The organism is Pseudomonas sp. Pse79 (assembly GCF_024519615.1).
GTDB classification, from domain to species: domain Bacteria; phylum Pseudomonadota; class Gammaproteobacteria; order Pseudomonadales; family Pseudomonadaceae; genus Aquipseudomonas; species Aquipseudomonas veronii.
Genome location: NZ_JALJRR010000048.1, coordinates 1 through 19299 on the forward strand (window position 1 = coordinate 1; position 19299 = coordinate 19299).

17 protein-coding genes, 1 rRNA gene and 1 riboswitch are annotated in these 19299 nt (G+C 62.7%); of the genes, 8 read left to right on the forward strand and 10 right to left on the reverse strand.

The annotated features are described in order from the left end of the window. The first annotated feature begins 116 nt into the window (after positions 1-116). Both rrf and NR164_RS29705 read left to right on the forward strand, forming a co-directional pair. Positions 117-232, forward strand: a 5S ribosomal RNA gene (gene rrf / locus NR164_RS29700). 193 nt (positions 233-425) lie between these two features. Next, positions 426-659, forward strand: coding sequence for a hypothetical protein (locus NR164_RS29705; protein WP_017847731.1), 234 nt, complete (start codon positions 426-428; stop codon positions 657-659). Between the two features lie 54 nt (positions 660-713). Here the strand turns inward: NR164_RS29705 and chrA are convergent, their stop codons facing one another. Beyond that, positions 714-1922, reverse strand: coding sequence for a chromate efflux transporter (chrA, locus tag NR164_RS29710; protein WP_102618879.1), 1209 nt, complete (start codon positions 1920-1922; stop codon positions 714-716). Between the two features lie 154 nt (positions 1923-2076). Here chrA and NR164_RS29715 point away from each other — a divergent pair, with 154 nt between their 5' ends. Then, on the forward strand, positions 2077-2637 hold the full coding sequence (locus tag NR164_RS29715; protein ID WP_079444396.1) for a nucleotidyltransferase family protein: 561 nt from the start codon (positions 2077-2079) through the stop codon (positions 2635-2637). Positions 2638-2730: 93 nt separating this feature from the next. Here the strand turns inward: NR164_RS29715 and NR164_RS29720 are convergent, their stop codons facing one another. From NR164_RS29720 to NR164_RS29735, 4 genes are all read right to left on the reverse strand, one after another. After that, positions 2731-3498: an ABC transporter ATP-binding protein gene (locus tag NR164_RS29720; protein WP_256823629.1), complete on the reverse strand. Its 768-nt coding sequence runs from the start codon at positions 3496-3498 to the stop codon at positions 2731-2733. Further along, positions 3495-4499, reverse strand: coding sequence for an iron ABC transporter permease (locus NR164_RS29725; RefSeq protein WP_046382622.1), 1005 nt, complete (start codon positions 4497-4499; stop codon positions 3495-3497). Before NR164_RS29725 ends, NR164_RS29720 begins: the two co-directional genes overlap by 4 nt. Then, the gene (locus tag NR164_RS29730) at positions 4496-5506 is read right to left on the reverse strand and encodes an ABC transporter substrate-binding protein (protein ID WP_128192436.1); all 1011 of its coding nucleotides are present in this window, start codon (positions 5504-5506) and stop codon (positions 4496-4498) included. Before NR164_RS29730 ends, NR164_RS29725 begins: the two co-directional genes overlap by 4 nt. A 113-nt stretch (positions 5507-5619) precedes the next feature. Then, positions 5620-5815, reverse strand: a riboswitch (cobalamin riboswitch). Between the two features lie 35 nt (positions 5816-5850). Continuing rightward, positions 5851-6780, reverse strand: a complete 930-nt coding sequence (locus tag NR164_RS29735) for a DNA/RNA non-specific endonuclease (protein ID WP_256823630.1) — start codon at positions 6778-6780, stop codon at positions 5851-5853. 134 nt (positions 6781-6914) lie between these two features. Here NR164_RS29735 and NR164_RS29740 point away from each other — a divergent pair, with 134 nt between their 5' ends. Together NR164_RS29740 and NR164_RS29745 are read left to right on the forward strand one after the other, a co-directional pair. Further along, a complete protein-coding gene (locus NR164_RS29740; RefSeq protein ID WP_046487116.1) occupies positions 6915-7976 on the forward strand; it encodes a M4 family metallopeptidase in 1062 nt (353 codons plus the stop codon). Between the two features lie 28 nt (positions 7977-8004). Beyond that, positions 8005-8310, forward strand: coding sequence for a protealysin inhibitor emfourin (locus tag NR164_RS29745; protein ID WP_017847723.1), 306 nt, complete (start codon positions 8005-8007; stop codon positions 8308-8310). Between the two features lie 55 nt (positions 8311-8365). Here the strand turns inward: NR164_RS29745 and NR164_RS29750 are convergent, their stop codons facing one another. Continuing rightward, positions 8366-9757: an aldehyde dehydrogenase family protein gene (locus NR164_RS29750; RefSeq protein WP_256823631.1), complete on the reverse strand. Its 1392-nt coding sequence runs from the start codon at positions 9755-9757 to the stop codon at positions 8366-8368. 103 nt (positions 9758-9860) lie between these two features. Here NR164_RS29750 and NR164_RS29755 point away from each other — a divergent pair, with 103 nt between their 5' ends. Next, positions 9861-10733: a LysR family transcriptional regulator gene (locus tag NR164_RS29755; protein ID WP_256823632.1), complete on the forward strand. Its 873-nt coding sequence runs from the start codon at positions 9861-9863 to the stop codon at positions 10731-10733. 45 nt (positions 10734-10778) lie between these two features. On the opposite strand, the gene NR164_RS29760 is transcribed toward NR164_RS29755, so the two are convergent. Both NR164_RS29760 and NR164_RS29765 read right to left on the reverse strand, forming a co-directional pair. Further along, a complete protein-coding gene (locus NR164_RS29760; RefSeq protein ID WP_017847720.1) occupies positions 10779-10988 on the reverse strand; it encodes a hypothetical protein in 210 nt (69 codons plus the stop codon). Between the two features lie 111 nt (positions 10989-11099). Further along, positions 11100-12296 (reverse strand): amino acid aminotransferase, encoded by a 1197-nt coding sequence (locus NR164_RS29765; protein ID WP_017847719.1) that lies wholly within the window; start codon positions 12294-12296, stop codon positions 11100-11102. Between the two features lie 345 nt (positions 12297-12641). Between NR164_RS29765 and uvrB the strand changes: the two genes are divergently transcribed. Then, positions 12642-14657, forward strand: coding sequence for an excinuclease ABC subunit UvrB (gene uvrB / locus NR164_RS29770; RefSeq protein WP_256823633.1), 2016 nt, complete (start codon positions 12642-12644; stop codon positions 14655-14657). 175 nt (positions 14658-14832) lie between these two features. On the opposite strand, the gene NR164_RS29775 is transcribed toward uvrB, so the two are convergent. Together NR164_RS29775 and NR164_RS29780 are read right to left on the reverse strand one after the other, a co-directional pair. After that, a complete protein-coding gene (locus NR164_RS29775; RefSeq protein WP_169850652.1) occupies positions 14833-16323 on the reverse strand; it encodes an MDR family MFS transporter in 1491 nt (496 codons plus the stop codon). Positions 16324-16372: 49 nt separating this feature from the next. Beyond that, positions 16373-17419, reverse strand: a complete 1047-nt coding sequence (locus NR164_RS29780) for an HlyD family secretion protein (protein ID WP_256823634.1) — start codon at positions 17417-17419, stop codon at positions 16373-16375. A 196-nt stretch (positions 17420-17615) separates the two neighbouring features. Between NR164_RS29780 and gltX the strand changes: the two genes are divergently transcribed. Continuing rightward, positions 17616-19097 carry a glutamate--tRNA ligase gene (gene gltX, locus NR164_RS29785; protein ID WP_017847714.1) on the forward strand — a complete coding sequence of 494 codons (1482 nt, stop codon included), beginning with the start codon at positions 17616-17618 and terminating at the stop codon, positions 19095-19097. Positions 19098-19299: the final 202 nt, after the last annotated feature.

A 19299-nucleotide genomic window follows, 5' to 3' on the forward strand; every position in this document is an offset into this window, starting at 1 on the left:
TGCGGTGTGTGAAGACGAAATGAACCGAAAGTTCGACTCTTACAAAACACCGAAAGCTATCACATACCCAATTTGCTGAAGCGAGGCCAGCTGGCCACGACTCAGTACCCGAATTTCTTGACGACCATAGAGCATTGGAACCACCTGATCCCATCCCGAACTCAGCAGTGAAACGATGCATCGCCGATGGTAGTGTGGGGTTTCCCCATGTGAGAGTAGGTCATCGTCAAGATTAAATTCCAGAACCCCTGTTTGCTTACGCAGACAGGGGTTTTGTTTTGGGCGGTCGGAAAGGGCCACTGAATCTGTAGACACTCGATGTCCGGTTTTGGGCCGAAAGCAGCCCCTTTCTCGACAAACAGGTCTACCATGCCAGCCCGGCAGTGGTCCACGCGCTACCGTCCATTTTTCATAAAGGCTTCGCAATGACCATCGACCAAATCTCCCTTCCCAAAGGTGTCGGCCCTCACGCCTCCAAACTCCTCGACGCCATCACCGGTGCCTCCACCCACGAAGAACTCAACCGTGCTGGCGGCAAAGCCGAAGGTTTTGTCTTGGGCCTTGAGTCCACCAAAGCCATCAAGAGCCAAATCGCCGAGTCGTTGTATGTGGCTTACGACGACGCGGCGAGCAATCGCGCGAGTGAGTTGAAGGGCTAGTCGTCAGCCGCCGAGGTCTTCGGACAGGTCAAGCAGCAAGGCGCGGTGGACGTGTTACAGGGCAAGACTCAATAACCATCCGAGTGCGCCGCTTCCGACAACCACCAGCCACGGTGGCAGCTTCCACACCATCAACGCCACCAGGCCGATCAGGGCCAGGCCGAAATCCCGTGCGCTGAAGATCGCACTGGTCCATACCGGCTGGTACAGCGCCGCCAGCAACAGCCCCACCACCGCTGCGTTCACGCCCGCAAGGGCGGCCTGGGTGCGCGGGCTGCGGCGCAGGCTTTCCCAGAAGGGCAGTGCGCCGAGCACCAGTAAAAACGACGGGGCGAAGATGGCCAGCAGGCAGAGCAGGCCGCCGAGCCAGCCGCTCGGGGCCTGGCTCATCGACGCGCCGAGGAACGCGGCGAAGGTGAACAAGGGGCCGGGCATGGCCTGGGCGGCGCCATAGCCGGCGAGGAAGACATCGTTGCTCACCCAGCCGGTGGGCACAACTTCGGCCTGCAGCAGCGGCAGCACCACGTGGCCGCCGCCGAACACCAGCGAGCCGCTGCGGTAGAACGCGTCGATCATCGCCAGGCCCTGATTGGGGATCAGTTGGGCCAGGATCGGCAGGCCGGCCAACACCAGCACAAACAGCGACAACCACATCGCCCCCGCGCGGCGGCTGAGCGTCACGGGTAATGCATCGTGCGCGGCCGGTGGCGTGGGCTTGAACAGCAGCAGGCCCGCCAGCGCCGCCGCGCTGATCACGGCGACCTGGCCCCACGCCGAGGTTTGCAGCAGGGCCACGCACGCCGCGATCAGCATCACGCTGATGCGCGCTGCGTCGCTACACAGATTGCGCGCCATGCCCCACACGGCTTGGGCGACCACGGCGACGGCCACCACCTTAAGGCCATGCAGCGCACCCGGCGGGAGCGCCGTGCTGTGCTGGGCAATGCCCAAGGCGAACAGGATCAGCACAACGGCCGACGGCAGCGTAAACCCCAACCATGCCGCCAGCGCCCCACCGTAGCCAGCCCGCGACAGGCCCAGCGCGATACCTACCTGGCTGCTGGCCGGGCCGGGCAGGAATTGGCACAGCGCGACCAAATCCCCATAACTGCGCTCGCTCAGCCAGCGGCGCCGGGTGACGAACTCGTCGCGAAAGTAACCCAGGTGTGCGACGGGGCCGCCGAAGGAGGTGAGCCCCAAGCGCAGGAAAATCAGAAACACCGACCAGGAGCTGGCGGGGCGATCAGTCGGGGAATGGGCCAAGGTCGGCGTCTCGGTGAGGGCAATAGGGGAGCGGTGTGTCGAGGCACCTTAGCGAATTTTGATGACGTGAAGAAGAGGCCGTTACGTGAAAGCGTAACCCGCGTTGTTGTACTGTTGGCTCCCCAGGACAGGTGCCCACTGCAAAGGATTGAACATGACATTGACCGTCGAAACCTTTCTCGAGTTGGCCATGGCCAACCCCATCAACGCCGAGATCACCGCGCGCCTGCCGGCCCTTGGTGTGAACCAGTGCATGCTGACCGCGGGCTGTCTGTTCCAGGCTGTTTGGAATCATCAGTCGAATCTGCCTGCTGACCAGGGGGTAAAGGACTACGACGTTTTTTACTTCGACCCGGACCTTTCCTGGGAGGCCGAAGACGTGGTCATTCGCGCTGCACAGCGGCTGTTCGAGGATTTGGAGGTAGAAATTGAAGTGAAGAATCAGGCGCGCGTTCACCTTTGGTATGGCCAGCGGTTTGGCCGACCGTATCCGCAGCTGCACTCCGCGCGCGCCGGGATTGATCGTTACCTGGTGGCCGGGACGTGCATCGGGCTGGATGTGGCGACGGGCGAGGTGTATGCGCCGTTTGGTTTGACTGATATGGAGCAGGGCCTGCTCAGGATCAACCCGATCAATCCTGAGCCGGAGTTGTTTGCGCAGAAGGCGCGCAGCTATCAGGCGCGATGGCCTTGGCTGAGGATTGTCGAGGATTAGCCCAGCGCGCGCGGCCGTTCGGCAGGTGCTGCGCGCTGATCCCATCGCCGCCTCGCCGGGCTCGACAGCGCCGACATTTGAACGGTGTTGCCGTTAAGCGCGCAGTCGCAGAATCTGCGCCCCGTCAAACGGGTCCGTCAGGTAGTGCGCCTGCACCCCGAAGGTGTCCTGCAGCCGCTGCGGCGTCAGCACGTCCTGCGGCTTGCCCAGCGCCACCAAACGCCCGCGGTCCAGCACGGCCAGGCGATCACAGGTCAGTGCCTGGTTGAGATCGTGCAGGGCGATCAGGGTCGTCACGGGTAACGCCTGCACGCCCTTGAGAATCGACAGTTGATGCTGAATATCCAGGTGGTTGGTCGGCTCATCCAACACCAGAATCTGTGGCCGTTGCGCCAGGGCGCGGGCGATGTGTACGCGTTGGCGCTCACCGCCGGAGAGGCTGCGCCAGGCGCGGTTGCTCAAGTGCATGGCGTCCACGTCGTGCAGCGCCTGGCGCACGATGCGATCGTCTGCCTCGGACCACGGGCTCAGCGCTGACAGCCACGGGGTGCGGCCCAATGCGACAGCGTCGAACACGCGAATGGCGTCGTCGGTGTCGGCCTGTTGTTCCACCACGGCCAGACGTTGTGCCACGGTGCGGCGGGGCAGTTCGCCCAGGCGCTCGCCACCCAGGCGTACTTCGCCATGAGCGGGGGTACGCAACCCGGCCAACAGTTTGAGCAAGGTGGATTTACCCGAGCCGTTCGGGCCGACGATCCCGAGGGTTTCGCCGGGCGCCACCTCCAGGTGGATATCCCGCAGCAACTCGGCTTCCCGCACCTTGAAGCCCAGCCCGCGGCAACTCAATACCGGCGCACTCATCGAGGGTTTCTCCGGCCGATCAGAATCAGTGCAAACACCGGCGCGCCGACCAGCGCAGTGACGACGCCGACCGGAATCACCTGGCCCTTGATCAAGGTGCGCGACAGCACGTCCGCCGCGATCAGAAACAGCGCGCCGCCCAATGCGCTGGCCGGCAACAGGCGCGAGTGCCCGGTGCCGAGCAGCAGGCGTGCGGCATGGGGAATCACCAGCCCGACAAAACCGATGGAGCCGACAATCGATACCATCACCGCCGTGACCAGCGCCGCGCAGCCCACCAGCACCCATTGCACGCGGCGTACCGGGATGCCGAGGGAGGCCGCCGAGTCGCGGCCGAAGGTGAACGCATCCAGCGCCCGACGATGCCACAGGCACACCGCCAACCCGGCGACCGCCACCGGCACCGCCAGCCACACCGACGGCCAACGCACGCCGCTGAGGTTGCCCAGCAGCCAGAACAGAATGCCGCGCGCCTGTTCGGAGCTGGCCGACTTGGTGATCAGGAACGCGGTGAGCGCATTGAACAGCTGCGAGCCGGCAATGCCTGCGAGGATGATCTGCCCGGTGCCGCTGGACGAACCGCTGGCCCGTGCGAGCAATACCACCAGCGCAAACGCCGCCATCGCCCCGCCGAACGCACCGACCGACAGCGAAACCAAGCCGCCGCCGACGCCCATCAGCACCACCAGGACTGCGCCGGTCGAAGCGCCGGCGCTGATGCCCAGCAGGTAAGGATCGGCCAGGGGGTTGCGCAACAACGACTGCAAAATCACCCCGCAGGTGGCCAGCCCGGCCCCGCATGCGGCGGCGACCAGGGCGCGGGTCAGACGGTAGTTCCACACCACGCCTTCATCGATCGGGTCCAGCACGTAGCCGGCCGCCCACAGTTTGTTGGCGAGTACCTGCAACACCACCTGCGGTGCGATGGCGGTTTCGCCGATGGCCACGCCGGCGAGCACGGCGATCAGTAGCAATGCCAGGGCGAGTAGGGTTCGTATCATCTCGGCAGGTCGTAGCCGTCGATGGCCGCAGCCAGTTGTTCAAGACCCTCGAAGGTCCGCACGCTGGCCTGCAGGGCCATGGCGTCGAGGATGATGATGCGGTTGTGTTTCACCGCGTCCATGTTGCGCGTCACCGGGTCGCTGCGCAGGAAGGCGAGCTTCTGTGCATGATCGTCGGCCGGGTAGCGGCGGCGGTCCATGCGGGCGATCACCAGCACGGTGGGGTTGGCCTTGGCGATGGTTTCCCAGCCGACGGCGGGCCATTCCTCATCGGACTGCACCACGTTGCGCAGGCCGAGCGTTTGCAGCATGAATTCGGGGACACCCTTGTGACCGGCCACGTAGGGATCGCTGGCCATCTCGGCGCTGGAAAACCACACCAGCGCGCTGGCCTGCTTGAGCCCCTTGCCTTGCACGGTGGCGACGGACTTGGCCAGGCGCGCCTTGAGTTCATCGTTGAGTTGCTGGCCGCGATCCTGCACGTCGAAGATCTCCGCCAACTGGCGGATGCCCTTGTAGATCGTGTCGATGCGGAACGGCTCCAGCCGCGTGCCGTCGGCGCCCACCCGGTTGTTCTTGGCTTCGCAGTCGGAGGGCAGCAGGTAGGTGGGGATCTTCAACTCATGAAACTGCTCGCGGGTGCCCACCACGCCTTGCGGGCCGACCACCCATTCCAGCTCGGCCGCCACCAGTTGCGGGCGCTTGGCGATCACCGACTCGAAGCTCGGTTCGTTATTGGCCAGGCGTTCGATGCCGTCGTTCAGCGCCTTGAACTGTGGCAGCACGTTGTTGAACCACAGCGACGTGCCGACCACTCTATCGCCCACGCCGAGGGCATAGAGCATTTCGGTGGCGGCCTGGCCGATGGTCACGGCGCGGGCGGGCGCTTGCGCGAAGGTCAGGCTGCTGCCGCAGTTCTCCACCGTCAGCGGGTACTGAGTGGGGGCCGCTTGGGCCAGGGCACACAGGCCCAGGCCGGTGAGCAGGGCGGTAACGCGTGGCAGCATTGGGCAATCTCCTTGGAGCCGTACCTGGAACAGGGGGTGTACGGTTCGGAAACACGCCCTCGACCGCTGCGGGTGAGGCAGGCAAGGATGTCCTTCCCGGACACCCCGCCGGTTAGTGATTTTGCTGGGCCGGCAGGTCTCCTGACTGATGCGTCGTCGCCACGCTCCGGCCTTCCCGGACGGGGTCCAGTGGCAGTGGGGGAGCGGGCTCGGCATCTACAGTTGCGGGGGCAGTTCCGATTGACGCGGTGTACCGCGCTTCGGATTCCCTATTAGTCCCGTTTGGGAACCGGCGCGGTATGGTAGTCGATCACGGCGGGGCGATATAGCCTTAGGTCGCCCGGTTACAGACGAATATCTTCAGGGCCCTGGATCAGCGCTTCAATTCGCGTCCCCGTGGCGCGCTCTTCATTGCTGAAACCATCGTAGTCGGCCAGGTTGGCGAAGCGGATACCGGTCAAGCGTTCGATCTGAATCACGCTGCGCTGGTAGGTTCTGAGCTGGCCGAACATGAGGTCGAGCTGACCCAGCTCGCGGCTTTGGTCGATCATGTAGGCGCTGGCGCAGGGCTTGCCGTCGTCGCTGAGGTAGGCGACCACTTTCCAGAACGCTTTGGGGATTTTAACGCCCCGGTAGACGCGGTCGTCGTCCGCCAACACCGGGCCGGTAAACACCGTGGCCCGGGCTTTCCAGCGTTGAGTGTTATCGAGAATGTAGTCCTCGAGTTCCAGCCAGGTCTTCTGGTTGAACCCGCTCATCTGCGGTGAGCAGTTGGTGAAGTGGAAGGTGTCGGCATTGGCGATGTTGGCCGCGTCACCCCAGTTGGGGTCCTGTCGGCGCACCAGGTGACCGCGGTCCAGGCCATTGTCGGTGTAGAGCGCGTCGCCCACCTGTGCGCTGATGGGCAGGCGGCCGTCGTAGGCCCAGGCGTCGTTGCTGCGGATGATATCCACATGCTGTGCGCCATCGATATTGGCGCCCACGTAGAGTGCCAGTCGCCTCGAGCGCGACATGGTCACTGAGAAATGCGTGTAGTCCAGGCGCAGCGGCTGTACGTCAGCCAGCAGGGCTTCATCCACCGTGGGCCATGGCACCACGAAGCGGTCGAGAAACGCTTCAGCGTAGCCGCGCCGGTCCTGCAGGTCCTTGGCCGCGGTAATACGCGCAGTCGCCGCCCTGGCCTCCATGAGGCTGGGGCCGGCCGCGAGCAACGGGCGCAGATCGGCGAGCCGGGGGCGGTGCGAAAGGTCGATTTTGGTGGCGCGTGGGGGCATTGTAAGTTCCTCGCAGTCCTCGGATTAACACTACTGCAGCATAGCTTCATGACAATTTGGCCCAAGCCGCCACGGCAGGACTATTCTTGAACGGTTACCCGGACGTTCACCCCACGCCAAAATGGAGCCAGCCAATGTGTGTTCGCCAGCATCGCAACCCGATTTTCTGCCTGATCCCGCCATACATGCTCGACCAGATCGCCCGCAACGGCGATAAAGCGCAACGGGAAGTCGCGTTACGCACACGCGCCAAAGACAGCACGTTCCGTTCGTTGCGCATGGTTGCCGTACCCGCCAAAGGGGCTGCCCACATGGCCCTGCCCATGGGCGCCGAAAAACGGCGTTCGATCTACAGCGCCGAGGGCGCCGATAGCCTGCCGGGCAAGTTGATCCGTGGCGAAGGGCAGCCCGTCAGTGGTGATGTGGCGGTGGACGAGGCCTACGATGGGTTGGGCGCCACATTCGATTTTTTCGATCAGGTCTTCGACCGCAACTCGATTGACGACGCCGGTATGGCGTTGGACGCGACCGTTCATTTTGGCCAGAACTACAACAATGCATTCTGGAACTCGAGCCAGATGGTGTTTGGTAATGGCGATCAGCAACTATTCAACCGGTTCACGATAGCCCTTGATGTCATTGGCCATGAGTTGGCCCACGGTGTGACCGAGGATGAGGCCAAGCTGATGTATTTCAATCAATCCGGTGCGTTGAACGAGTCGCTGTCCGACGTGTTCGGCTCACTGATCAAGCAGTACGCGCTGCAGCAAACGGCGCAAGATGCGGATTGGTTGATCGGCAAAGGGTTGTTTACCAAGAAAATCAAAGGCACTGCGTTGCGCTCGATGAAAGCGCCGGGCACCGCGTTCGATGACAAGCTGCTGGGCAAGGACCCTCAGCCGGGGCATATGGACGATTTCGTGCAGACCTATGAGGACAACGGTGGGGTGCATATCAATTCCGGTATTCCCAACCATGCGTTCTATCAGGTAGCCACGAAGATCGGCGGGTTTGCCTGGGAGCGCGCAGGGCGTATCTGGTATGACGCGTTACGCGATGCGCGGTTGCGGCCGAACGCGGGGTTTCTGCGTTTCGCGCGCATCACCTACGACATTGCCGGTCGGCTGTACGGTGCTGGCAAGGCCGAGCACAAGGCGGTGAAGGAAGGCTGGAAAGCAGTGGGCATTAACGTCTGACAACCCGCCTGGGCGGTGAGGAACAGCCATGCAAATTTCGATCAAGGAAATTGGGGGACCCGCGTTTTTCCCGGGCCTGGCCCGACCGAACACCGTGGAACTGGAGACGCTGCCCGAGGCGGACCAGCAAGAGTTGCGGCAACTGATCGAGGCTTCACACTTCTTTCAGTTGCCGCAAAGCACCGCGCCGGAACCCGGTAATCCAGGCCAGGTGCATTACACCCTGACCGTGACCGAAGGTGAACGCGAGCACACGGTCTGTGTGCTCGCGCCAGTGAAGTCAGAGGCGCTGGACGGGCTGGTGCAGTGCGTGCGCCGGCATATCCGCTGCTGAGCCTGCTGCGCAGCCCCGCGGGATCACGCTCCCTTGCCGCAGGGGTTGCTGTGGATTATTTGCGATCCAGCCACACCGTCTGCGCATTGCAGAATTCCCGCACGCCAAAGTGCGACAACTCTCGCCCAAAGCCGCTTTTCTTCACGCCGCCAAACGCCACCCGCGGGTCGGACACGCTGAAGGCGTTGACGAAGATCCCGCCGGTTTCCAACTGGTCGGCGATCTCGCGTGCTTTCGCCGAGTCGCGGGTGAAGATGCTCGCGGTCAGGCCGAACTCGCTGTCGTTGGCCAGAGCCACGGCGTGATCGGCGTCGCGGGCGCTGATGATGGAGGCGACGGGGCCGAACAGCTCTTGTTTGAACGAGGTCATCTGGTCGGTGACGTCGGCCAGCACGGTCGGTGCGTAGTAGTTGCCGGCGCCGGGCACTTTGTCGCCGCCCAGCAGCAGGGTCGCGCCTTCTGCCAGGGTAGCCTGGACCTGGCCGTGCAGTTCGTCGCGCAGGTCGAAGCGGGCCATCGGGCCGACGTAGGTGTGGGTCGAGGTCGGGTCGCCCATCACCAGTTGGCGGCTGGCTTCGACGAACTTGGCGGTGAAGGCGTCCACCACGCCGGCTTCGATGATCAGGCGCTTGGCCGCGGCGCAGACTTGGCCGCTGTTCTGGAAACGGCCGATCACCGCGGCCTGGACGGCGGCGTCGAGGTCGGCGTCGTTGAGCACGATGAACGGGTCGCAGCCGCCCAGTTCGAGCACGCATTTCTTCAGCGCGGCACCGGCCTGGGCGCCGATGGCCATACCGGCGCGCACGCTGCCGGTGAGGGTGACGGCGGCGATGCGTGGGTCGGCGATGGTTTTGGAAACACCGTCCTGGGTCACGTTGAGCACTTCGAACAGGCCTTCGGCAAAGCCGGCTTTGTGGAACGCCGCTTTCATCAGGTAGGCGCTGCCCATCACGTTCGGTGCGTGTTTGAGCACGTAAGTGTTGCCGGCGAGCAGCGTCGGCACGGCGCCGCGCAGGACTTGCCAGACCGGGAAGTTCCACGGCATCACCGCGAGGATCGGGCCCAGCGGGCGGTATTCGATGTGCGCGCTGCCGTTGTCCACCAGCGTCGGTTCCGCGGCGAGCATGGCTGGACCGTGGGCGGCGTACCATTCGCTGAGTTGCGCACATTTCTCGATTTCGGCGCGGGCCTGGGTGATGGGTTTGCCCATTTCCAGGGTGATCATCTGCGCCATCGCTTCGGCTTGCTCACGCAGCGCGCCGGCCAGGGCCTGCAACCGCTCTGCGCGCTGGCTGAGCGGCTGGCGGCGCCAGGTGCGGAAAGCGGCGGTCGCACGGTTGAGGGTGGCGTCCAGCTGGCTCTCGTTTTCATACGGGTAACTGCCGACCGTTTCGCCGGTGGCGGGGTTGATCGAGAGGGCGTGGGTCTGGTGAGCGATAGCGTTCATGGCACCGTCCTGCTGAAGGTTTGGATTGGAATCAGCGTAAGGGGCTATATCTTTTCTGGAAAGTGAATAATATTAAGCAATACGTTCACGATTGGAGAATGATTTGGATCTGGTGCAGCTGGAAATCTTCAAGGCCGTTGCCGAGCAAGGCAGCATCAGTGCCGCCGCGCAGTTGATTCATCGGGTGCCGTCCAACCTGACCACGCGCATCAAGCAACTGGAGCAGGATCTTGGCGTTGCGCTGTTTATCCGCGAGAAGAGCCGCCTGCGTCTGTCCCCGGCCGGGTGGAATTTCCTCGGCTATGCGCGGCGTATTCTCGACCTGGTACAGGAAGCCCGTGCGACGGTGGCGGGGGAGGAGCCCCAGGGCGCGTTTGCCCTCGGTTCGCTGGAAAGCACCGCAGCGGTACGTATTCCCGCATTGCTGGCGGCATATAACCAGAAGAACGCCAAGGTCGAGCTGGACCTGAGTACCGGGCCCTCGGGTACGATGATCGAAGGCGTGTTGTCGGGGCGTCTGGCGGCGGCATTCGTCGATGGACCGGTGTTGCATGCCACCCTGGAGGGCCTGGCGGTGTTCGAGGAGGAGATGGTGGTGATTGCACCGCTGCATCACGCGCCGATCACCCGCGGGCAGGATGTGAACGGGGAAAGCATCTATACCTTTCGCTCCAACTGTTCGTACCGCCACCACTTCGAGCGCTGGTTCGCACAGGACGGCGCGGTGCCGGGGCGGATTTTCGAGATGGAGTCTTACCACGGCATGCTTGCCTGCGTCAGCGCCGGGGCCGGCCTGGCGCTGATGCCGCGCAGCATGTTGGAAAGCATGCCGGGGTTTACCACGGTGAGTGTGTGGCCGCTGACGGACAGTTTCCGCGTCTTGCACACTTGGTTGATCTGGCGCCGAGGCACGGTGTCGCAAAGCCTAAACAGTTTCGTAAGGTTACTGGAGGAACGCGTCCTGGCAACCCCATAAAACCACTGTGGGAGGGGGCTTGCCCCTTCCACCTTTCAATCATCATCAGCCGCCGAATTGCAGGGTACCCATCGCCAATTTGGCCATTATCGCTGTCGCACCCAATTGCACCAGCCACAGGGCCAACCCGCCGAGGAATACGCCGAGGGCCACTTGCAAAACCAGGCTTTTCTGGCGCTTGGCTTGCGGCGCGCGCGGGGTGAAGTGGTCCAGTTCGTCGCGGTCGGCACGCAGGTCCAGGTCGTCGTTTCTCATAGGGCTCTCACAGCAAAGGGGCAGTCGGGGTTCAGTCTAGGGGAGCAGGGCGTTTTCTGACAGGCATTAAAAAGGGAAGCCGTAGCTTCCCTTCGTGCAGCGCCGCCAGGTTTATAGAACCTGAACAATCGCCTTCGTTACCGCACCAATGTTCGACTGGTTCAACGCGGCCACACAGATACGCCCGGTGTCCAGCGCGTAGATGCCAAACTCGGTGCGCAGACGGGTGACTTGCTCAACGGTGAGGCCGGAGTAGGAGAACATCCCACGCTGGCGACCGACGAAGCTGAAGTCGTGGCCCGGCGCAGCCTTGGCCAGTTCGGCGACCATCTGCTCGCGCATGCCACGGATGCGCAGGCGCATCTCCGCCAGCTCGGCTTCCCACTGGGCGCGCAGCTCAGGGTTGTTCAGCACTGCGGCCACGACCGCCGCGCCGTGGGTCGGCGGGTTGGAGTAGTTGGTGCGGATCACACGCTTGACCTGGGACAGGATGCGCGCGCTTTCTTCCTTGGATTCGCTGACGATCGACAGCGCGCCCACGCGTTCGCCGTACAGGGAGAACGACTTGGAGAACGAGCTCGATACAAAGAACGTCAGGCCCGATTCCGCGAACAGGCGCACCGCGGCAGCGTCTTCGTAAATGCCATCACCAAAACCCTGGTAGGCCATGTCGAGGAACGGCACCAGGTTTTTCGCCTTGACCACGTCCAGAACTTGTTGCCAGTCGGCCGGGCTCAGGTCGACGCCGGTCGGGTTATGGCAGCAGGCGTGCAGCACCACGATCGATTGCGGCGGCAGGGCGTTGAGGTCGGCGAGCAGGCCGGCACGGTTCACGTCGTGGGTGGCGGCGTCGTAGTAGCGGTAGGTCTGCACCGGGAAGCCGGCTTTTTCGAACAGCGCCTGGTGGTTTTCCCAGCTTGGGTCGCTGATGGCAACCACGGCATTGGGCAGCAGTTGCTTGAGGAAGTCTGCACCGATCTTCAGCGCGCCGGTGCCGCCGACCGCTTGTGCGGTAATCACACGGCCAGCGCTCAGCAGCGGCGAGTCAGCGCCAAACAGCAGCTTTTGCACAGCCTGGTCGTAGGCCACGATCCCGTCGATCGGCAGGTAGCCACGGGCGGCGTGTTGCGCCACGCGAATGGCTTCCGCTTCGGCAACGGCACGCAAGAGTGGAATCTTCCCCTCCTCGTTGCAGTAAACGCCCACGCCAAGGTTGACCTTGGTGGTTCGTGTATCGGCGTTGAATGCTTCGTTGAGGCCCAGGATTGGATCGCGTGGTGCCATTTCGACAGCGGAGAACAGGCTCATTTTTGCGGCAGCTCTTTGGGGGAAAGGAGGGACGTGTCGCGCTCCAGCCGAATGCACTAGAGCGGTGCACAAACGGGGAGCTAGTATAGAGGCCATCACGGTCAAGGGCGACAACCGAAACGGCTTTTCGGCCAAGTTTTTCGGTTTATTTACCGACCGTCAGTCTTAATCCAACCTTGAGCGTAGACGGCAGGTCGGACGATTGCCTTGAAACCCGGCACATTCGTCACCACTTCTACAGCTATCATGGTTTTTTCCTGCAACCTGCGATGAAAATTCGCGGGTCGCTGAGCTTTTTTCGTCCTTGGTGGAGTGCAGCCGGGGGTGACTTGAAAGAGGTACGTTATGTCGGATTTCCAGCTCGTCACCCGCTTTGAACCCGCCGGCGATCAACCCGAAGCGATTCGCCAGATGGTCGAAGGCATCGAAGCGGGCCTGTCGCACCAGACGCTGCTCGGGGTGACCGGTTCGGGCAAGACGTTCAGCATCGCCAACGTGATCGCGCAGATCAACCGCCCGACCCTGGTACTGGCACCGAACAAAACCCTGGCCGCGCAGTTGTATGGCGAGTTCAAGGCGTTCTTCCCGAACAACGCGGTGGAGTACTTCGTTTCCTACTACGACTACTACCAGCCCGAAGCCTATGTGCCGTCCTCCGATACCTTTATCGAGAAGGACGCATCGATCAACGACCACATCGAGCAGATGCGTCTGTCAGCGACCAAGGCGCTGCTGGAACGCAAGGACGCGATCATCGTCACCACGGTGTCGTGCATCTACGGTCTCGGCAGCCCGGAAACCTATCTGAAGATGGTGCTGCACGTCGACCGTGGCGACAAACTCGACCAGCGCGAACTGCTGCGTCGGCTGACGAGTTTGCAATACACGCGCAACGACATGGACTTCGCCCGCGCCACCTTCCGCGTGCGCGGCGATGTGATCGACATCTACCCGGCGGAGTCCGACCTGGAAGCGATCCGCATCGAGCTGTTCGACGATGAAGTCGAGAGTCTGTCGGCGTTCGACCCGTTGACCGGCGAAGTGATCCGCAAACTGCCGCGTTTCACCTTCTACCCCAAAAGCCACTACGTCACGCCGCGCGAAACCCTGATGGGCGCCGTCGAGGGCATCAAGGTCGAGCTGGCCGAGCGCCTGGAATACCTGCGCGCCAACAACAAGCTGGTGGAAGCCCAGCGCCTGGAACAACGCACCCGTTTCGACCTGGAGATGATCCTGGAACTGGGTTACTGCAACGGCATCGAAAACTACTCGCGCTACCTCTCGGGCCGTGAATCCGGAGCGCCGCCGCCGACGCTCTACGACTACCTGCCGGACGACGCGCTGCTGGTGATCGACGAATCCCACGTCAGCGTGCCGCAAGTCGGCGCGATGTATAAGGGCGACCGTTCGCGCAAGGAAACCCTGGTGGAATACGGCTTCCGCCTGCCGTCGGCGCTGGACAACCGGCCGATGCGCTTCGACGAATGGGAACGCATCAGCCCGCAGACCATCTTCGTCTCGGCGACGCCCGGCAATTATGAGGCTGAGCATGCGGGGCGCGTGATCGAGCAACTGGTGCGCCCGACCGGCCTGGTCGACCCGCAGATCGAAATCCGCCCGGCGTTGACCCAGGTCGACGACCTGCTCTCGGAAATCAGCAAGCGCGTGGCTCTGGAAGAGCGGGTGCTGGTCACCACGCTGACCAAGCGCATGTCCGAAGACTTGACCGACTACCTGGCCGACCACGGCGTGCGCGTGCGCTACCTGCACTCGGACATCGACACCGTGGAGCGCGTGGAGATCATCCGCGACCTGCGCCTGGGCACCTTCGATGTGCTGGTGGGGATCAACCTGCTGCGCGAAGGCCTGGATATGCCGGAAGTGTCGCTGGTGGCGATTCTGGACGCGGACAAGGAGGGCTTCCTGCGCTCCGAGCGTTCGCTGATCCAGACCATCGGCCGTGCGGCGCGTAACCTCAATGGCCGGGCGATTCTCTACGCCGACCGCATCACCGGCTCCATGGAGCGGGCGATTGGCGAGACCGAGCGCCGTCGCGACAAGCAGATCGCCTTCAACCTGGCGAACGGCATCACGCCCAAAGGCGTGTTCAAGGACATCGCCGATATCATGGAAGGCGCCACCGTGCCTGGCTCGCGCAGCAAGAAGCGCAAAGGCATGGCCAAGGCCGCCGAGGAAAGCGCCAAGTACGAAAACGAACTGCGCTCGCCGAGCGAGATCGCCAAGCGTATCCGCCAGTTGGAAGAGAAAATGTACCAGCTGGCGCGGGATCTGGAGTTCGAAGCGGCGGCGCAAACCCGCGATGAAATCGGCAAGTTGCGTGAGCGCCTGTTGGCGGTTTGATCGGTAGTGGCGGTACTGGCCTCATCGGGGGCAAGCCCCCTCCCACATTTGACCGCATTTCAACGTTGGAACCCGATCAAGTGTGGGAGGGAGCTTGCTCCCGATAGGCGCATTTCAACGTTGGAACCCGATCAAATGTGGGAGGGAGCTTGCTCCCGATAGGCGCGACACGGTCTCAATGACTCCCCCCAGCCTTAAGCCCCGCCGGCAACGTCTTGGTCAACAAGATCGCGAGCATGCTTACGCCCAACGCGAACCCCACGCAGTGAAACGCATCGTTGTAGGCCATGATCTGCGCCTGCTGGTGCGTAATCTCACTGAGTTTGCCCAGCGCCGCCGTCGGGTTGCCGAACTGTTCCGTCAGCGTCGCCAGCCGCTCCGCCACCTGCGGGTTGGTCGGCACGATCGCTTCGCGTAAATAATCGAAATAGGTCTTGGTGCGCGCATCCAGCAAGGTCGCCAGCAGCGCGATACCGATGGCGCCGCCGAGGTTGCGCAAGATGTTGAACAGGCTGGAAGCCGACCCTGCGTCCTGCGGCAGGATGTAGGCCGTGGCGATCAGCGAGATGGTCACCATGATCAACGGCTGCCCGAGGGCGCGGATGATCTGGATCTGGTTGAATTGGCTGCCGGCAAAGTCTGGGTTGAGCACCCCCGAGGAAAAACTCGCCAGGCCGAACAGCCCGAAGCCTACGGCGCACAGCCATTTGGGCGACACGTATTTCATCAGCTTGGGCACCAGCGGGATCAGGAACAGCTGCGGAATGCCCATCCACATGATCACTTCGCCGATCTGCAGCGCGTTGTAGTTCTGGATCTGCGCCAGGTACAACGGCAACAGATAGATCGAGCCATACAAGCCGACACCCATCCCCAGGCTGGAAATACTCGACAGGCCGAAGTTGCGATTGGCCAGGATGCCAAGGTTGATCAGCGGGTTGGGTTTGGACAGCTGCACAATCACGAAGGTGATCAGGCTCAGCAGGGCGATGCTGCCCAGGCTGACGATCAGGTTCGATTCGAGCCAGTCCTTGCGGTGGCCTTCTTCCAGAAACACCTGCAAACAGCCCAAGCCGATGGCGAGGCTGACGATGCCGGCGTAGTCGGTGCTTTTGAGCAACTCCCAGTGGGGCGCCTTTTTTTCCAGGCCGTAGAGCAGCCCGGCGATCATCAGCAGCCCGGGCGGCACGTTGATGTAGAAGATGTATTCCCAGCCCCAGTTTTCCGTGAGCCAGCCGCCGATGGTCGGGCCGATGGACGGCGCGAAGGTGGCGGTCATGGCAAACATCGCCATGCCTTTGGCGCGGTGGTGCTCGGGCAGCTTGATCAGGGTCAGGGTGAACGCCAGCGGGATCAGCGCGCCGCCGGTAAACCCCTGCAGGGCGCGGAACACGATCATGCTTTCCAGGCTCCAGGCCATGGAGCACATCAGCGAGGCGATCAGGAACCCCACCGACACCCACACCGCCAGGCGCCGTGCCGAGAGCAACTGCACCAGCCAGGCGGTGAGGGGGATCATGATGATTTCGGCCACAAGGTAGGAGGTGGAAATCCACGAGCCTTCTTCCAGGGTGGCCGACAGTGCGCCCTGGATGTCCTTGAGGGACGAGTTGGTGATCTGGATGTCGAGCACCGCCATGAAGGCGCCGAGCATCACGCTCATCACCGCGATCCAGTCGCGCCGGGTCGGTTCGCCGACCGGGCGCAGCAGTTGATCACCGGCCATCAGGCTGATCTTTGATGTTCACTTTGACCGTGACGGACATGCCGGGGCGGATCTTGCCCTTCAGCGGGTTATCCGCAGCAAACGTAAGTTTCACCGGAATCCGTTGAACGACTTTGGTGAAGTTGCCGGTGGCATTGTCCGGCGGCAACAGGCTGAACTGCGCCCCGGAGGCCGCGAACAGGCTGTCGACCCGCGCTTCGATCGGCGTATCGCCGTAAGCATCGAACGTCAGCTCGGCCTTTTGCCCAGGCTGCATGTGGCCGATCTGGGTTTCCTTGAAGTTGGCCTGAATCCAGATGTCCTGGTCGGGGACGATCGACAGCAGGTAGGCACCGGCCTGTACGTATTGGCCGTTGCGCGCGGCGCGTTGGCCGACCAGGCCGCTGATGGGCGCGTGGATTTCGCTGCGGGTCAGGTTCAGCTCGGCCTGGGCCAGGTCGGTTCTGGCGTTGGCGATCAGCGCGTCGAGGCGCTTGATCTCGGCATTCAGCGCGTTGACCTGCTGGCGCTGCCCCTGCAGGTCGGCCTGGGCCATGGCCACTTGGGAGCGGGCGATATGGTTGTCGGCGGAGAGGGTGGTCACCCGTTCTTCCGAGACGTAGCCGGGTTTGCGCAGGGTTTGGGCGCGGGACAGGTCGATCTGCGAACGACCCAGGCTGGCCTGGCTGGACGCGACTTTGGCTTCGCCGGCGGCGATCAGGCTGGCTTGCTGGGTCAACTTGCTCTGCGCCTGGGTGCGCTCGGCTTCGCGCATGGCGAGGGCGGCGTTGGCGCGGTCCACGGCGAGGTGGAAGTCGTCGTCTTCAAGCTTCACCAGCAACTGGCCTTGTTGCACGTGCTCGTTGTCGCCCACCAGCACCTCGACAATCCGCGCGCCGAGCTGGCTGGAGACACGGGTAATCTCACCCTGCACGTAGGCGTTGTCGGTGCTTTCGTAGAAGCGGCCCCTGAAGAACCAATGGGCGAAGAAACCCAGGGCGATCAGGCTCACGATCAATACGAAGATAAGCAGGCGGCGTTTCAGTGGGGCAGGCATGGGCGCGGAGTCTGTAACAAGAGGTAATGGAATATAACCAGCCAGCCAGCTGGCAAATAGCTACGGCGAGTCTCCAGGCTCAAACTTGGCCTATATGCCATGCTCGGTACGGAGGACGCTGGAGCCTAAGTGCCCATGGCTGTTACCATTCGCCCCTTGTTTCAATTTCAGTTATATCGCCCATTCGAGACCAGCCATGACCACCGTCCGCACGCGCATCGCGCCATCGCCTACCGGGGACCCCCACGTCGGCACTGCCTACATCGCCTTGTTCAACTACTGCTTTGCCAAGCAGCACGGCGGTGAATTCATCCTGCGGATCGAAGACACCGATCAACTGCGTTCGACCCGCGAGTCCGAACAGCAGATTTTCGATGCCCTGCGCTGGTTGGGCATCACCTGGTCGGAAGGCCCGGACGTCGGCGGCCCGCACGGCCCGTATCGCCAGAGCGAGCGCAGCGACATCTACAAGCAGTACACCCAGCAGTTGGTCGACATGGGCCATGCGTTCCCCTGCTTCTGCACCGCCGAAGAACTGGACCAGATGCGCGCCGAACAACAGGCCCGTGGCGAAACCCCGCGCTACGACGGCCGTGCGCTGCTGCTGTCGAAAGAAGAAGTGGCCGCGCGCCTGGCGGCCGGCGAGCCCCATGTGATCCGCATGAAGGTGCCGAGCGAAGGCGTGTGCGTGGTGCCGGACATGTTGCGCGGCGACGTCGAGATCCCGTGGGACCGCATGGACATGCAAGTGCTGATGAAGACCGACGGCCTGCCGACGTACTTCCTGGCCAACGTGGTCGATGACCACCTGATGGGCATCACCCATGTGCTGCGCGGCGAAGAATGGCTGCCCTCGGCGCCGAAGCTGATCCTGCTCTACGAGTACTTCGGCTGGGAACAACCGCAGCTGTGCTACATGCCGCTGCTGCGCAACCCGGACAAGAGCAAGCTGTCCAAGCGCAAGAACCCGACCTCGGTGACCTTCTACGAGCGCATGGGCTTCATGCCCGAAGCGATGCTCAACTACCTGGGCCGCATGGGTTGGTCGATGCCGGACGAGCGCGAGAAGTTCTCGCTGCAGGAAATGGTCGATAACTTCGACCTGTCCCGCGTGTCGCTGGGCGGGCCGATCTTCGATATCGAGAAGCTGTCGTGGCTCAATGGCCAGTGGCTGCGTGACCTGCCGGTGGAAGAGTTCGCCAGCCGCGTGCAGCAGTGGGCGTTGAACCCCGAGTACATGATGAAGATCGCGCCGCTGGTGCAGGGCAGGGTGGAGACGTTCAGCCAGGTCGCACCGTTGGCCAGTTTCTTCTTCGCCGGTGGCGTGAACCCGGACGTCAAACTGTTTGAGTCGAAGAAACTCTCCGCCGATCAGGTGCGCCAGTTGATGCAACTGATCCTGTGGAAGCTCGAAAGCCTGCGCCAGTGGGAGAAGGACGCCATCACCGCGACGATCCAGGCCGTGGTCGAATCCCTCGAGCTGAAATTGCGCGATGCCATGCCGCTGATGTTTGCCGCGATCACCGGGCAGGCCAGTTCGGTGTCGGTACTCGATGCGATGGAAATTCTCGGCCCGGACCTTACGCGTTTCCGTCTGCGCCAAGCCCTTGATTTGCTTGGTGGTGTGTCGAAGAAAGAAAACAAAGAGTGGGAGAAGCTGCTGGGCGCGATCGCCTGAGTCAGCGCTTGTGGCGGCCAAACCCCGGTTTTTCGGGGTTTGGTTGGTAAGTGATTGTTATCCCGGCAAAAAATTTTGGAAATTGTTGAAAATAAATTTGACACGTTCCCAAAGCGCCATTAAGATTCGCCCCGTCCTCACCGATGAGGGGCTATAGCTCAGCTGGGAGAGCGCTTGCATGGCATGCAAGAGGTCAACGGTT